Origin of the sequence: Streptomyces sp. (assembly GCF_035563135.1) — a bacterium.
Taxonomy (GTDB): Bacteria; Actinomycetota; Actinomycetes; order Streptomycetales; family Streptomycetaceae; genus Streptomyces.
In genome coordinates this window covers 15894-29329 of record NZ_DATMVN010000255.1, presented here as the reverse complement: position 1 = coordinate 29329, position 13436 = coordinate 15894, and the positions used below count along the sequence as shown (strand labels likewise).

General features: G+C 72.5%; 14 protein-coding genes. 11 read left to right on the top strand and 3 right to left on the bottom strand.

The window, feature by feature from the left end:
* The 6 genes from VN520_RS11260 to VN520_RS11235 all read left to right on the top strand — a co-directional run.
* Positions 1 to 1512, top strand: a 1512-nt coding sequence (locus VN520_RS11260) for a lipid II flippase MurJ (protein WP_325746736.1), incomplete at its 5' end; no start/stop codon positions are given.
* A complete protein-coding gene (locus tag VN520_RS11255) occupies positions 1502 to 2272 on the top strand; it encodes a polysaccharide deacetylase family protein (protein ID WP_325746735.1) in 771 nt (256 codons plus the stop codon). The genes VN520_RS11260 and VN520_RS11255, both read left to right, overlap by 11 nt.
* Positions 2269 to 3420, top strand: coding sequence for a glycosyltransferase (locus tag VN520_RS11250; protein ID WP_325746734.1), 1152 nt, complete (start codon positions 2269 to 2271; stop codon positions 3418 to 3420). The genes VN520_RS11255 and VN520_RS11250 overlap by 4 nt, the downstream gene beginning before the upstream one ends.
* A complete protein-coding gene (locus tag VN520_RS11245) occupies positions 3417 to 4085 on the top strand; it encodes a lipopolysaccharide biosynthesis protein (protein WP_325746733.1) in 669 nt (222 codons plus the stop codon). Before VN520_RS11250 ends, VN520_RS11245 begins: the two co-directional genes overlap by 4 nt.
* Positions 4082 to 5248, top strand: coding sequence for a GNAT family N-acetyltransferase (locus VN520_RS11240; protein ID WP_325746732.1), 1167 nt, complete (start codon positions 4082 to 4084; stop codon positions 5246 to 5248). The genes VN520_RS11245 and VN520_RS11240 overlap by 4 nt, the downstream gene beginning before the upstream one ends.
* A 109-nt stretch (positions 5249 to 5357) precedes the next feature.
* On the top strand, positions 5358 to 5639 hold the full coding sequence (locus tag VN520_RS11235) for a chaplin (RefSeq protein ID WP_325746731.1): 282 nt from the start codon (positions 5358 to 5360) through the stop codon (positions 5637 to 5639).
* Between the two features lie 86 nt (positions 5640 to 5725).
* On the opposite strand, the gene VN520_RS11230 is transcribed toward VN520_RS11235, so the two are convergent.
* Together VN520_RS11230 and VN520_RS11225 are read right to left on the bottom strand one after the other, a co-directional pair.
* Positions 5726 to 6586 (bottom strand): tyrosinase family protein, encoded by an 861-nt coding sequence (locus VN520_RS11230; RefSeq protein ID WP_325746730.1) that lies wholly within the window; start codon positions 6584 to 6586, stop codon positions 5726 to 5728.
* 20 nt (positions 6587 to 6606) lie between these two features.
* A complete protein-coding gene (locus VN520_RS11225; RefSeq protein ID WP_325746729.1) occupies positions 6607 to 7080 on the bottom strand; it encodes a tyrosinase family oxidase copper chaperone in 474 nt (157 codons plus the stop codon).
* Between the two features lie 191 nt (positions 7081 to 7271).
* Here VN520_RS11225 and VN520_RS11220 point away from each other — a divergent pair, with 191 nt between their 5' ends.
* The 5 genes from VN520_RS11220 to VN520_RS11200 all read left to right on the top strand — a co-directional run bounded on the left by VN520_RS11220 (position 7272) and on the right by VN520_RS11200 (position 12109).
* Complete coding sequence (locus VN520_RS11220; RefSeq protein ID WP_325746728.1) at positions 7272 to 8561, top strand: cytochrome P450; 1290 nt, start codon at positions 7272 to 7274, stop codon at positions 8559 to 8561.
* A gap of 109 nt (positions 8562 to 8670) precedes the next feature.
* Positions 8671 to 9858 carry a glycoside hydrolase family 26 protein gene (locus tag VN520_RS11215; RefSeq protein ID WP_325746727.1) on the top strand — a complete coding sequence of 396 codons (1188 nt, stop codon included), beginning with the start codon at positions 8671 to 8673 and terminating at the stop codon, positions 9856 to 9858.
* Positions 9859 to 10056: 198 nt separating this feature from the next.
* Positions 10057 to 11049, top strand: a complete 993-nt coding sequence (dhaK, locus tag VN520_RS11210) for a dihydroxyacetone kinase subunit DhaK (RefSeq protein ID WP_325746726.1) — start codon at positions 10057 to 10059, stop codon at positions 11047 to 11049.
* A gap of 35 nt (positions 11050 to 11084) precedes the next feature.
* Positions 11085 to 11702 carry a dihydroxyacetone kinase subunit DhaL gene (dhaL, locus tag VN520_RS11205; protein WP_325746725.1) on the top strand — a complete coding sequence of 206 codons (618 nt, stop codon included), beginning with the start codon at positions 11085 to 11087 and terminating at the stop codon, positions 11700 to 11702.
* On the top strand, positions 11699 to 12109 hold the full coding sequence (locus VN520_RS11200) for a PTS fructose transporter subunit IIA (RefSeq protein ID WP_325746724.1): 411 nt from the start codon (positions 11699 to 11701) through the stop codon (positions 12107 to 12109). The genes dhaL and VN520_RS11200 overlap by 4 nt, the downstream gene beginning before the upstream one ends.
* Positions 12110 to 12168: 59 nt before the next feature.
* Here the strand turns inward: VN520_RS11200 and VN520_RS11195 are convergent, their stop codons facing one another.
* On the bottom strand, positions 12169 to 13299 hold the full coding sequence (locus VN520_RS11195) for a GH12 family glycosyl hydrolase domain-containing protein (protein WP_325746723.1): 1131 nt from the start codon (positions 13297 to 13299) through the stop codon (positions 12169 to 12171).
* Between the last annotated feature and the right edge of the window lie 137 nt (positions 13300 to 13436).

Here is a 13436-nt window from a genome sequence, read left to right as displayed (position 1 = left end):
GGCGCCGCCGGACTGACCGTGGTCGCCGCCCTGCTGGGGCTCGTCCGGGACCGGACCGTCGCCCGGCTCTTCGGCGCCGGCCATGCCAGCGACGCCTTCCTGATCGCCTGGACGGTGCCGGAGATGGCGGCCACGCTGCTGATCGAGGACGGCATGGCGCTGCTCCTCGTACCGGCGTTCAGCCTGGCGCTGACCCGGCGCGCCTCCGGCGGTGACGCGCGGGATCCGGTCCGTGCCCTGGTGGCCGGCACCCTTCCCCGGCTGTTCGCGTCGCTGGCCTGCGCGGGCGGACTGCTCGTCTGGGGCGCCCCCTGGGCCGTCGGCATCCTGGCGCCAGGACTGGGCGATCCCCGGCTCGCGGTGGAGTGCACCCGGCTGACGGCCGTCACGGTGCTCACCTTCGGCCTCACGGGGTACTTCAGCGCGGCGCTGCGGGCGCACGGCCGCTTCCTGGCTCCGGCCGGCGTCTATGTCTCCTACAACATCGGCATCGTCGGCACGACCCTGGCGCTGCACTCCGTCTGGGGCGTGCGTGCCGTGGCCGCGGGGGTCGCCGTCGGCAGTCTGCTGATGATCCTCACCCTGCTTCCCACGTTCGTGCGGCTGCTGCCGGGGCGGGGCGGGAAGCCGGTGGCGCGGGAGCGCGGTACCGCCCTTCTCGGCACGGCGGTCCTGGCGCCGGTCGTCCTGTTCGTGGTGAGCCGTCAGTCGCAGGTCCTCGTCGAGCGGTTCCTCGCGTCGTCGCTGCCGGACGGGGCCATCTCCCATCTCAATTACGCGCAGAAGGTCGCGCAGCTGCCGATGGTGCTGTCCATGATGATCTGCACGGTCACCTTCCCCGTCGTCGCGCGGGCCATGGCGGCCGGGGACCGGGAGGCTGCCCGGAAGCGGGTCGAACGTGATCTCGCCCTGGCCGGGACCGTGGTGCTGCTGGGCACCGCGATGGTGCTCGGATGCGCCCCCCTGATCGTCGAAGTCCTTTTCCAGCGGGGTGCCTTCGATGCGGCGGACACCGCCGCCACGGCCGGGGTCATGCGGGTCTACGCGCTCGGGCTGCTCGGCCACACGCTGGTCGGCGCCCTGTGCCGGCCGTTCTTCTCGGCCGGCCGCCCCACCTGGTATCCCCTCTGCTCCATGGGCGCCGGGCTCCTGGTCACGACCGCTGCCGGGCTGCTCCTGACCGGCCCGTTCGGCGTCCGAGGCATCGCGGCCGCCAACGCCGTCGGCATCAGCACGGCCGCCCTGCTGATGCTCCTGGGGCTGGGCTCACGGGCGGTCGCCGTGCGGGCCGGGGCCGTCGCCCTTTCCCTCGCCCGGCCGGCCGCCGCGGCGGCGGTCTCCGCGGCGGCCGGCCGGCTCGCCACGGATCTGGTGGCCGGGCCGGTGCCGGGTCTGGCGGCCTGCTGCCTCCTCGTACCCGCGGCTTTCCTCCTCACGGGGCTCGCGCTCCGGTCCCCCGAAGCCGTTCATCTGCTGGCACTCATCCGACAGAGGTTCCCTCATGACCGCTGACACCTCGGCACCCCCTGCCCGTACGCTCCCCCCGCGGTCCCAGCCGTGGATCCTGACCTATCACTCGGTGAGCGATCCCACGGACGATCCTTACGGCATCACGGTGTCCGCCGACCGCCTCGACGAGCAGCTGACCTGGCTGCGGCGCCGTGGACTCACCGGCGTGGGCGTCGCGGAGCTGCTGGGCGCGCGGGCGCGCGGGCAACGAGGACTGGTGGGGCTCACGTTCGACGACGGGTACGCCGATTTCCTCGACGAGGCCTTTCCGGTGCTGCTCGCCCACGGCTGCACGGCGACGGTGTTCGTCCTGCCCGGGCGCCCCGGCGGCTCCAACACCTGGGATCCGCTCGGCCCGCGCAGGCCGCTGCTGACCGAGGAGGGCATCCGTGCCGTCGCGGCGGCGGGCATGGAGGTCGGTTCGCACGGGATGCTCCACCGGGACCTGACCGCACTGTCCGACGACGAGCTGCGCCAGGAGACGCACGGCAGCCGGGACGCGCTCGACCGCATCGTCCGGCAGGCACCGTCCGGTTTCTGCTACCCGTACGGCACGGTCGACCGGAGGGTGGCCGAGTCCGTGCGGGAGGCGGGGTACACCTATGGATGCGCCCTCGCGCCCGGTGTCCCCCCGGGCCCGCTCACCCTTCCCCGCACGCATGTCAGCCACTGCGACCGGGGCGCCCGCCTGTGGGCCAAGGAGGTACGCCACCGGTTGCGGCGGCGCCCCCCTGGCGCCGAGGGTCCGGGGGGCGCCGGGTGAAGGCACTGCACATCATCACCGGGCTCGGCATCGGCGGGGCCGAGCAGCAGCTGCGGCTGCTGCTGCGCCATCTGCCGGTGCGCTGCGACGTGGTGACGCTCACCAATCCGGGAGCGGTCGCGGAAGGGCTGCGGGCGGACGGCGTCCGGGTGCGGGATCTGGGGATGAGGAGCAACCGGGACCTCGGCGCCGTGCCCCGGCTGGCCCGGCTCATCCGCCGTGGCTCGTACGACCTCGTCCACACGCACCTCTACCGGGCCTGTGTCTACGGCCGGATCGCGGCGCGTCTCGCCGGGACCACCGTGGTGGCGACGGAACACTCGCTGGGCCGCGCGGAGATCGAGGGGCGGCCGCTCACCCGTGGCACCCGGGAGCTCTATCTGCGCACCGAGCGGCTCGGTGCGGCGACGGTCGCCGTCTCCGACACCGTCGCGGGCAGGCTGCGCGACTGGGGTGTGCCGGCGTCCCGGATCCATACGGTGCCCAACGGCATCGATGTCGCCGCCTTCCGCTTCGACAGCGCGCAGCGGTGTGCGACGCGGGCCCTGCTGGGCCTTCCGGGAACAGCCTTCGTGGTGGGGGGCGTGGGCAGGCTGGTCACCGGCAAACGCTTCGACCTGCTGATCCGTGCCGTCGCCGCCCTCCCCGGTGTCTGGCTCGTGCTGGCCGGGGACGGGCCGGAAGCCGTGCCGTTGCGCGTGCTCGCCGCCCGGCTCGGTGTGGCGGACCGCGTCCGGTTCCTCGGTGAGTGCGGCACCGCGGGCCCCGCGCCGGCCGTCCCCGCGGTCCTCGGCGCCGTCGACGTCTTCGTCTCGGCGTCCCGGGAGGAGTCCTTCGGCCTTGCCGTCGTCGAGGCCCTGGCCGCCGGACTGCCCGTGGTGCACGCGGCCTGCCCCGCCGTCGAGGACCTCCCGGAGGGCCGGGTTCCGGGCACCACCCGTATCGGGTCCGTCCCCGGTACGTCCGATCCCACGAAGGAACTGACGGCCGTGCTGCGGCACCACGTGGAGAGCGGCGTCCGCAGGCTGCCGCCGCCACCCGCCGTGGACCGCTACGACATCCGGCTCAGCAGCCGGCGCCTCATGGACGTCTACGCGCAGGCCACCGACACCGCCACAGCCATCCCGACCGAGAGAGCTCACCCATGACCGACTCGCCCGAGCAGCAGCCGGCCGTCCCTGGACGGTTCCGCAGGCTCCACACCGCATCCGTACGGCCCGGCTGGTGGCCTCTGCCCGCCTGCGTCCTGCTCGGGGCCGCCTGCGGGTTCTCGTACGGGATGCTCGCCGAGCCCCGGTACGCGGCCACCAGCTACGCGGTGGTCACGGCCGGCAAGGACATCGATCCGGCGGCGGCACTGGGATACGCGCAGTCGTACGGCCGCCTGGCCACCAGTGATGCCACCCTCACCTACGCGAAGGGGGCCGCCGGCGAGCCCGTGCGCGAACTGCGCGCGCATGTACGGTCCGAGACCTCCCCCGACTCGCCCATGATCGCGGTCACCGGCACGTCGGCCGACCGGGGCCGCGCCGCGGACATCGCCAACGCGGTGACCGAGGCCGTGGTCGTCAGCAGCGGGCACGTCGCGAAGGAGACCGGCGTGCGGCTGATCAAATTCTCGCACGCCCTGCCGCCCGTCGATCCGGTGTCTCCGTCCGTGCCGCTCGGCACGGCCGTGGGCGCCGCCGCGGGCGGGCTGACCGGCGGCCTGGCCCTGCTCGTCCGCCCCCGGTCCGGACGCCAGGAGGCCACCGTCCAGGTTCCGGGCCCGGCCCAGGGCGGCACCTCCGGCGAACGGGAGCTCACACGATGACCACCGACCGTCGTGGGCGGCTCAGCGCCGCTCTCTGCCGCGACCTGGCGGACTTCGCGGACCTCGCCGCCGAGTGGGACGCGCTGCACCGCCGCTGCCCCACCGCGACGCCGTTCCAGAGCCATGCGTGGCTCCACTCGTGGTGGCTCTCGTACGGGGCCCCCGGCCGGCTCCGGGTCGTACTGGCGCGGCGGGACGGCCGGCTGATCGGCGCGGCGCCGCTGATGCTCGTGCACCGCCCGATGCCGCTGCTGGTGCCGGTGGGCGGCGCGATCTCCGACTTCTTCGACGTCCTGGTGGACGACGAGGACACCGCGGCAGCGGTCGGCGCGCTGGAGCACGGCCTCCACCGGGCGGCCGCGCACACGGTCGTCGACCTGCGGGAGGTACGGCCCGACGCCTCGGCGCACCTGCTGTTCGAGGCATGGTCCGGCGCCCGGAGCAGCCGCGCGGACTCGACCTGCATGGAGCTGCCGGCCGAGCCCATCGACGCTCTCATCGGGCGGATGAGCAGCTCGCGCGCCCAGCGGGCCCGGGCCAAGCTGCGCAGGATCGATGCCCTGGGCATCGAGTGCCGCCCGGCGCCCGTGCACCGGGTCGCGGGCGCGATCGGCACCCTGCTGCGGCTGCACGAACTCCAGTGGCTCGGCAGAGGGGTCAACCCGGAGCATCTGCGGCCCCGCTTCTGCGCGCATCTGGTGCGCTCCGCCCGCCGGATGGTGCGCGACGGCGAGGCGTCGGTCAGGGAGTTCCTGCTCGACGGTGAGGTGGTGGCCGCCGACCTGTCGTTCCGGTCCGCGCAGCTGACCGGAGGGTACCTCTACGGCGCCGATCCCCGGCTCAGGGACAGGAAGGTGGACGTCTCCTCGATGCTGCTGCGCGAGATCGCGCGGGAGGCCGGGGGTCTGGACCGCGGTGTGCTGAGTCTGCTGCGCGGCTCGGAACCGTACAAGAACCACTGGGCACCCGATCCGGTCGTCAACCGGCGTCTGCTGCTGGCCCGTTCCACGCTGGAGCCGCTGCTGCGGCTGCGCGAGACGCAGCTGGCCGTACGGGACCGGGCCGCGGAGGCGGTGGGGGCCCGCTTCCCCGCCGCGCGGAACTGGCGCGGCCTGCTGGGTGGGCTTCCGGACGCCGGGCTCGCGGCCGTCGGCCGGAGCTGAGCCTGGGCGGCGAGTTCGAGATCGTCCGTTACCGTCTGCCGGTTCCCGCGTTGTCAGGGCGTACCGGCCGCACGATCGGTGGCCGGCTCCGTCCTCTCAAGGAGAACTGATGTCGCGTATCTCGAAGGTGGCCGCCGTCATGGCAGGGACCGGTGCCATGATCGTCGGCGGTGCCGGCATGGCCACCGCCGACGCCGGTGCGGAGGCCGTCGCCGCGTACTCCCCCGGTGTCCTTTCGGGCAACGCCGTCCAGGTGCCCGTCCACATCCCGGTCAACGTGTGCGGCAACACGGTGAACGTGATCGCCCTGCTGAACCCGGCGTTCGGCAACACCTGCGCGAACGTCTCGGACAGCCACGACGGCAAGGGCGAGTACGGCTACGGCCACTGATCTCCCCGAGGCACCTCCGGGCCTCCCCTCTCCGCTCCGGGCGGTGAGGGGAGGCCCGGCCCCGTTCCCGGCAGGGCCGGCGTCTCTCAGGCGTACCGGTAGAACCGGGTGTGGTCCATGAGCTGCGAGGGTGCCACGTCCCACGGCGGCATCGGCTGGTCGAGCGCGAAGATCCGGCCCCGCTGCGGATCGTCGGCGGGGAGCGCGCGGGCCGGCAGGTAGCGGGAGCGCGGATGCGCCTTCTGCCAGCGGGTCCAGAGCAGGTCGATGAAGGCGTGGTGCAGCCAGAAGACCGGGTCGTCGGGCGATGCCGCACCCGCCATCGACCCGCCGATCCAACGGTGCACCTGGTTGTGGTGGGCGATCCCGCGGCCGCCTCTGATGCCCCAGCCCTCGATTCTGTTCCGGAAGCCGGTGGTGCTGACGCTGTTCCAGGGTGCGGCGTCGTACACCGGATCGCCCAGCGCGCGGTCCACGTCCGCAGCCCGGGGCAGGGCGACGGGCGCGGAGGGCCGGCCGAAGTTCCGCCGCAGGAAGGGGTCGCCCGTGGCTCCGGCGCGGATGCTCCAGTTCCCCTGCCGGTGGGCGAACGGCCCGGTCATGACCTGCCGGTCGCCCGGCCGGCCGTTGCCGCCGAGGAAGTCCTCCGCCCAGAGGGAGGCGCCTGCCGTGTTGTCCCGGGTCCAGTCCCAGTACGGGATCGACACACGGGAATCGACGGTCTGCAGCGCCTTCTCGAATTCCAGCAGGTATCTGCGGTGCCACGGGAAGAAGGACGGGGTCATGTGGGCGGCCCGTGGCCTGCTTTCGGCGTCGGTGACGTAGTACTGCCGGTGCAGGGTGACGAAGTCGTCGTAGCGTCCCGAGCGTTTGAGCTCAAGGATCGCGTCGACCAGGCGTTTCTTCTCGGTGCGCGTCAGATCGCGCTGATTCTTGCGGTGGTACAACCGTACTCAGTCCTCAGGGCTCAGATGGTGTGCGGGGAGACGGCCGGCAACTGGGAGGTGCCGAGTTCATCGACCGCCGCGCGGGCCGTCTCGACGAGCGTCGGGAACGACTCGTAGTGGTTGACGGCGCTGAGATAACTCCCGTCGGCGCGCCGCATCACATGCAGTTCCCTCCCGTCGACGCTGACGTGGATGCCGGGTGCCGGGACGGGGGTCCCGGCCCCGCCTGCGTGCGCCGGGGCTCCGGCCGGCACGACGGTGGTGACCGTCCCCCTGATCTCGCGGCCCTTGTAGAGCTCGGAGAACCGTTCGGGCCCCACGGCGTCGCGCCCCGGCGGCCGGCCTCCGGGCTCCGGGCCTTCCAGGAGGACCGGGGCGAGCGCGCCGCCGGTGCCGGCGATCACGGACGCGGTGAAGGCGGACCGCAGTACCGCGCGGCGGGCCGGTCGCGGGGCGCCGGCCGGGCCCTCGCGCGTGCCGGTGGTCGGATTCATGGTGGGTGTGCCTCCCTCTCGTCCGCTCCTGCGAGGTGTCTCGCTCGAGTGGGCAACGAGACGGAGGGCGGACGGTTCTCCTCCGCAGGACATCACGCGACCGTGGGAACTGTCCGGCTCGTCCGGTCGTGTCGGCCGCCGGGTGCCGCCCGCCGGGCAAGCATGGCCCTTTGGACTCCCGGAGGTTGTGCATGGAAGCGCCGACGAAGGTGCCCGAGGAACGCGCGCGGGGGGCGGCCGCCGCCGATCTGGCCGATCCGGCGTTCTGGCGGCTGCCACGGCCCGAGCGGCTGTCCGCGTTCGCCCGGCTGAGAGAGCTCGACGCACCGGTCCTCTTCACTCCTCGGACGGGGTCGCGGACGCCGTTCCACGCGTTGGTGAAGCACGCGGACGTGAGGGCGGCCAGCCGGCAGCCGCAGGTCTTCACCAGCGCACCCGGTGTCACCGTTCCGGAACCGGCGCCCTGGGCCAAGGCGGTGTTCGGCAACTCCATGGTCAACATGGACGGTGGCGAGCACGCGGGGCTGCGCAGGACCGTCTCCCGCGCCTTCACGCCGAGGCTGCTCGCCGCCGCGGAGGAGAACATCGGCGCCGTCGCCCGGCGGCTGGTGGACGAGGTGGCCACCGAGGGTCCGGGTGACTTCATGCGTTCGGCGCCCTCCCGGATGCCGTTCGAGGTCATCTGCGACCTGATGGGCGTTCCCGCTCGCCATCGGGCCGGCATCGCCGCCCGGATCGACCACGCGTCGGAGTACGTCGGCGTGCAAAGACGCGGACGCGCCCGGTTGCGGGTCCCCGGGCGCGGGCTGCGCGCCCTGGCCCGCATGCAGGTGGAGATGGCGGGCATCGCCCGTGAGCGGCGTCGTGTTCCGGCGGACGACGTGATCTCGGCACTCGTCCGCGCGGACGTCGGCGGCCAGGCCCTGTCCGCCCGCCAGCTCGGCGCGTTCTTCTCGCTGCTTCTCGTGGCGGGTGTGGAGACCACCCGGAACGCGATCGCCCACGGGGTGGTCCTGCTGACCGGGCATCCGGAGCAGCGGGCCCTCCTGGAGTCCGACTTCGACCGCTACGCCGACGGCGCGGTCGACGAGATCGTCCGCCATTCGACGCCGATCATCCAGTTCCGCAGGACGGTGGCGGCCGAGTGCGTGCTCGGCGGCCGTACCTTCCTGCCGGGGGAAAAGGTCGTGCTCCTCTACGCGTCCGCGAACCGGGACGCCGCCGTCTTCGCCGATCCCGACGTCTTCGACATCACCCGGTCGCCGAATCCGCACCTCGGATACGGCGGCGGGGGTCCCCACCACTGCCTGGGGGCACATCTGGCGAAATTGGAGATGAAGGCCCTCTTCCGTGAAATGCTCACACGGCTCGGAGGTCTCCGGGCTTCGGGCACCCCGCGTCTGATCGACTCGAATTTCGACAACCGGGTGGGCTCCCTTCCTTTCACGTTCGACATGTTTCACCCGAACGGACCACTCTGAATCCGTGTGTGTCGCGAATGGTCTATTCAAGGGCGGTCCCACAGCCCGTCGCTGAATCTTTCTCCTTAGGGTCGGCAGGGTCGGACGGACCGCAATCCAAGGAGGAGCCGTGCCCGCACAGCGCCGTCTCACCACATTCGGCATCGGGGCCGGCGTGCTCTGCCTCCTCGTCGGCGGTGCGGCCCTCACCGGTCACGACGCCACGGACACCCAGGCCGGCAAGGGCGCCGCTCGCAGTGCGCCGGAGCCGGACAGGACGACCGCGATCGGCGCCTATCTGGACTACGGGCCGGACGGCATCCGGCGGATGGAAGAACTGTCACGCTGGCTCGGCGGTACGGACCTTCGTGTCGGGCACAGCTATCTGCCGGGCGACCTGTGGGTGAACATCGAGGGCCGCCCCGGCTTCCTCGCGGCGTGGGCTGCCTGGCGGAAGGCCGATGCGGACAGGATGTTCGTGCTCAACACGCCGATGCTGGAGCGGAACGAGGCGCGTGTCTCCGACGACGAGGTGCGCGGTCTGCTGCGGGCCGGCGCCGAGGGGCAGTTCGACGAGCACTTCCGCCGGCTGGCTGAGCGTCTGGTCCTGCTGGGTGTGCCGGACACGGTGATCGTCCTCGGCTGGGAGATGAACGGGACGACGTACACCCACCGGTGCGGCCCCGATCCCACCGCGTGGAAGGCCTACTGGAACCGCATCGTCACCACCATGCGGTCCGTGCCCGGCCAGGAGTTCCGCTTCGACTTCGCACCGAGCAGGGGGCGGGACGCCGTGCCCTGGACGGAGTGCTACCCGGGCGACGACGTCGTGGACATCATCGGCATGGACTCCTACGACCAGCCGCCGGCGCGCACCTTCGACGAGCAGGTGAACGAACCGTACGGCCTGCAGAAGCAGGTCGACTTCGCTGCCGAGCACGGCAAGCCGATCTCGTACCCGGAGTGGGGTCTGTTCCGCAACGGCGACAACCCCGAGTACATGCGCCGCATGCTGGAGTGGATCGAGCAGCACGAGCCGGTCTACCAGACGATCACGGACTACTGCCCGCACGGAGTGTGGCAGTGCGCCGACAACCCTGAGTCCTCCCGGGTCTTCCGCGACATGCTGAGCGGACTGCCGGACACCGCCGGCCCCTCGGCGCCCGCTCCCGACCCGAGCGGGACACCGGCGGCCCCCGAGCCCGAGCCGACGGTGCCCGCTCCGGACACGAACGAGCCCGGATGGTGCTTCAGCGTTCCGCTGGGCGACTGGTTCGGCCGGTGGCTGAGCGACCGTGACTTCTGCGCACGCGGCTGAGGGCCGTGCTCCGGCTGTTCGACATCCGCCGAGGGCACAGGCCGCTGGTGCCCGTGGAGCTGCCCGGCACGTGCCGCTTCCCGATCACCCGGGTCTCTTCGATACTGAGGGCGCACGCACCTGACCGATGGACCGGATCCACGCCGCCGGCGGCCGGTCAGCACGACCGGCCGCCGGCGCTCTCTCCAGGAGGAACCGTTGCGCATGCTCATCAACGTGCCGGAGACCGTCGTCGCGGACGGCCTCCGCGGAATGGCCGCCGCCCACCCGGAGCTCGTCGTGGACGCCGAGAACCGGCTCGTCGTCCGGCGCGACGCGCCGGTGGCGGGGAAGGTGGGGCTCGTGTCCGGCGGCGGGTCCGGGCACGAGCCGCTGCACGCGGGGTTCGTCGGGCCGGGAATGCTGTCGGCGGCGTGTCCCGGGGAGGTCTTCACCTCTCCGGTGCCCGATCAGATGGTGCGGGCGGCCGTCGCGGTCGACAGCGGTGCGGGGGTGCTGTTCGTCGTCAAGAACTACACGGGGGACGTGCTGAACTTCGACATGGCCGCCGAACTCGCCGAGGACGAGGGCGTCCGGGTCGCCCGCGTCCTGGTCGACGACGACGTGGCCGTGGCCGACAGCACGTTCACAGCGGGCCGGCGCGGCACCGGGGCGACGCTGTTCGTCGAGAAGATCGCCGGCGCGCTCGCCGATGAGGGTGCGCCGCTGGAGCGGGTGGAGTCCCTGGCCCGGCGCGTGAACGAGTCCTCGCGCAGCTTCGGAGTGGCACTCGGTTCCGTCACGACTCCGGCGAAGGGCACGCCGACGTTCGATCTGCCCTCCGGCGAGCTGGAACTGGGGATCGGCATCCATGGCGAACCGGGCCGGGAACGCCGCCCGATGATGACGTCCGGCGAGATCGCCGACTTCGCGGTCCACGCGGTGCTGGAGGACCTGCGGCCCAGCGGTCCCGTGCTGGTCCTGGTCAACGGGATGGGCGCGACACCGCTGCTGGAGCTGTACGGGTTCAATGCCGAGGTGCAGCGGGTGCTGGCGGAGCGGGGCGTGACCGCGGCTCGTACGCTGGTGGGCAATTACGTGACGTCGCTGGACATGGCAGGCTGTTCGGTGACGCTCTGCCAGGTGGACGAGGAGATGGTGCGGCTCTGGGACGCGCCGGTACAGACACCTGCGCTCCGCTGGGGCCGGTGAACGGACTTTCCACCGTGCGAGGAACAGGAGATCTTGTGCTCGACACCGATTTCTTCCGGCGCTGGATGGCCGCGACCGCGGCCGCCGTCGGCCGTGAGGCGGACCGGCTGACCGAGCTCGACGCCGCGATCGGGGACGCCGATCACGGAAGCAACATGCGGCGCGGCTTCGCCGCGGTGGACGAGGTCCTCGAGAAGGAGGGCCCCACGGCCCCGGGGGACGTGCTGACGCTGGCCGGCCGGCAGTTGATCTCGACGGTCGGCGGGGCGTCCGGGCCCTTGTACGGGACTCTGCTGCGCCGTACCGGCAAGGCGCTCGGCGACGCGCAGGAGGTGACCGCTGACCAGCTTGCCGACGCCCTCGGAGCGGGCGTCGCCGCGGTGGCTCAGCTCGGCGGGGCGCAGGCGGGCGACAAGACGATGCTCGACGCGCTGCTGCCGGCCGTCGAGGTGCTGGGGACCTCGTTCGTGGAGGCCCGGGACGCCGCACTGGCCGGCGCCCTGGCGACCGTGCCGTTGCGGGCGCGCAAGGGCAGGGCCAGTTATCTGGGCGAGCGCAGCATCGGGCACCAGGATCCGGGTGCCGCCTCGGCCGCGCTGCTGGTCGGGGCGCTCGCCGAGGCTTCGGGGACGAGCGGCGGGGGCGACGCGTGAGCGGGGAGAAGCAGGTCGGGATCGTGCTGGTCTCGCACAGCGGACCGGTGGCAAAGGCCGTGGCCGAACTCGCCAGGGGGCTGGCGGCCGGGGGCGCGACGGCGCCAGTGGCGGCGGCCGGAGGCACCTCGGCCGGCGGACTGGGGACGAGTGCGGAGCTGATCGCCGAGGCGGCCAGGGCGGTCGACGGGGGCGCCGGGATCGCGCTGCTCGTGGATCTGGGGAGCGCGGTGCTCACGGTGAAGTCGATGCTGGCCGAGGGCGGGGAACTGCCCGGAGGGGCGCGGCTGGTGGACGCCCCGTTCGTGGAGGGCGCGGTCGCCGCGCTGGTGACGGCTTCGGCGGGAGGCGATCTGGACGCCGTGGAGGCGGCGGCCACGGACGCGTACGGTTACCGGAAGGCGTGAGGGGCCGCCCGGCGCCCCCGCGGGGAGGGGCGGCCGGCGCCGGGCGGCCGTACGCCGGCTCAGGTCACCGTGCAGGCCGTCCCGTTGAGCGTGAACCGTTCGGCCTCGGCGTAGGTGCCGGAGTAGGAGCCCTGGAAGCCGAAGGACTGGCTTCCTCCCGCCGCGATCCGTCCGTTGAACGCGGCGTTGACGGCTCGTACCGTCCCGGAGGGCGGGGTCAGCGTCGCGTTCCACGCCTGGGTGACCGTCTGGCCCGGTGGCAGTGTGAAGCCCAGCTCCCAGCCGTCGAGCGGCGTGGTCCCGGTGTTGGTGATCTTGACGTCGGCGGTGAACCCGCCCTGCCACGAGTTCGCCGTGTAGCTCACCCGGCAGGGCCCGGGCGTTCCCGGCTCGCTCGGGCCGGTGCCGCCGCCGGTGTCGACGGCCGAGGAGAAGGAGCTGACGGCGAGGCCCGCTCCGCCCTGCCACGGCTCGAACCCGGCCTGGACGCTGGTGAGGTACCAGGAGGTCTGCGCCATGCCCCGGGTCACGGTCTCGTCGACGAAGTCCATGACGTCGAAGTTCCAGCTCGTGATCGCGGACGGGGCGACGAACGAGATCACGTCGTTGGCGCCGTTGTTGCCCGTCCACACCTCCCAGGTGCGTCCGGCGACCGTGGCGGAACCGGTTCGTGAGCCCACCGGCTGGATGGGGCCGACCCGGTTGAACCAGATCATGATCTCGGTGCGGTTCACGCCGTCCGTGCGGGGCGTCGGGTCGAGCCAGATGTCGTAGGCCGCGTCGTAGACCGCGTTGCCGGCGTACTCGTACGTGATGCCGGTCGGGGCGCCGCTGATCGAGCTGATCCGTGCCGGGAGCTCGGTGCCGGGGGAACAGTTCGTGTAGTGGCAGCCGTTGAACACGGACGGATACGACTTGGGCGCCCCGTTCGTCGGCACCGAGCCCTCGGCCCGGGTCACCTCGAAACCGTTCGCCGTCACGTTGACGCACTGCTCCTCGGCGGTGCCCCAGCGGTTGTTCTGCACCACGTACCGGCCCTGGACGACGGCGGAACCGTACTGCTCGCAGAGCAGGGTGTCGGCGTGCACGGGCGCGGCCGCGGTGGCGAGGGCTGCGCACGAGGCCAGTGCCACGCATGATGCTGCGGCTCTGGTGCGTATGGACCGAAGAAAGCGGATGGGGTTCTTCATGATGTCCCTTCGGTGGGGCCGAGGCGACAGGACCGGCCTCGGCGGGGCCGGGCTGGGAGCGCTCCCACTTCATTTCGACGTGGAACCTATGGGGCTGGTGCGAGGCGGCGCAAGGCCCGGCCGCCACCAATTGCCGA

Bases quoted from the DNA above. Each gene is read 5' to 3' on its own strand.
- VN520_RS11255 (WP_325746735.1), top strand. From the start codon at position 1,502: ATGACCGCTGACACCTCGGCACCCCCTGCCCGTACGCTCCCCCCGCGG.
- VN520_RS11245 (WP_325746733.1), top strand. From the start codon at position 3,417: ATGACCGACTCGCCCGAGCAGCAGCCGGCCGTCCCTGGACGGTTCCGC.
- VN520_RS11240 (WP_325746732.1), top strand. From the start codon at position 4,082: ATGACCACCGACCGTCGTGGGCGGCTCAGCGCCGCTCTCTGCCGCGAC.
- VN520_RS11235 (WP_325746731.1), top strand. From the start codon at position 5,358: ATGTCGCGTATCTCGAAGGTGGCCGCCGTCATGGCAGGGACCGGTGCC.
- VN520_RS11225 (WP_325746729.1), bottom strand. From the start codon at position 7,080: ATGAATCCGACCACCGGCACGCGCGAGGGCCCGGCCGGCGCCCCGCGA.
- VN520_RS11220 (WP_325746728.1), top strand. From the start codon at position 7,272: ATGGAAGCGCCGACGAAGGTGCCCGAGGAACGCGCGCGGGGGGCGGCC.
- VN520_RS11195 (WP_325746723.1), bottom strand. From the start codon at position 13,299: ATGAAGAACCCCATCCGCTTTCTTCGGTCCATACGCACCAGAGCCGCA.